The sequence below is a fragment of the bacterium genome, from assembly GCA_024224155.1.
Taxonomy (GTDB): domain Bacteria; phylum Acidobacteriota; class Thermoanaerobaculia; order Multivoradales; family JAHEKO01; genus CALZIK01.
Map to the genome: position 1 here is coordinate 1 of JAAENP010000236.1, position 912 is coordinate 912.

Genomic DNA, 912 nt, shown 5'->3' on the forward strand with positions numbered 1-912 from the left:
CACTGCGGACAACTCGGCTTGGCTGGACCGACCCGTCGTGATCGCCAACATGGCCTGCTCCAGTTTCACGTCCAACGCATCTCTCGAGAGCTTCGCGAAGGATGCCTTCAACACCTTGCAGATTCCGCGCAAGTGCTCGCGCATGATTTCATTCGCCTCCGTCCGACCGTCATCCAAAGCCGCCTCCGTCTCTGCGAGACGCACGCGCTCCCCCACGGCCGTTGCCTCCTCGAGCTTCGCCCCCGCAACCGCCCACGCTCGCGCCATCGTCCCGTCATCGTCCTCATCGGCGAAGGCGGAAACGTAAGGAGCTACGATCGCGGCCTCTCCTTCCTCCACATGACCAGATACTTGTTGCGCCGGGCCGACGTCCCCTGGTACCTCCTCCTCGTCCCCCTCCGCCGCAGGCAAGACGACGCAGCACTGCTCGAAGACTCTCGGCATCGTCCCGTCAACCGGCCACTTTCCGAGCTCCACCTCGTCCAGCGTCGCCTTCTGATACACCGGGTTCTCAGACTGCAGCTTCGCAGCGACCGCTCTGAACTCCGCGGCATCGACACGACCGAGAAACGCGGAGCTCAAGTCCGCGGGATCGCAACCCACGAAAACAGCGACGAAGGAATCGCCGAGACTCTTCGGAGGGAAGGTGTCCTGGCACTCCTTACGACCATTCGGAAAGACGATTGCCGAACCGCTCATGCCCTTCTGATGGAAAGCTTCCTGCCAGAACGGCAGCTTCTGTTGCCCCTCGGCATCACCACCTCCTCTGAAGATCACCTTCGTCGTAATCGCACGACCTAAGGCCAAGAGACGTCGCAGACCAATTCTCTCCGGCTCCAGCAAGCGCTTCTGCAATGGAGTCAAGCGGCCTAGCCAATTGAAGTTGGCGAGCGCGTAGCGCGGCATCGTTGG

1 protein-coding gene is annotated in these 912 nt (G+C 61.7%); it reads right to left on the reverse strand.

The window, feature by feature from the left end; all coding sequences use genetic code 11:
- Positions 1-777, reverse strand: a 777-nt coding sequence (locus tag GY769_12645) for a hypothetical protein (GenBank protein ID MCP4202768.1), incomplete at its 3' end; no start/stop codon positions are given.
- Positions 778-912 lie beyond the last annotated feature (135 nt).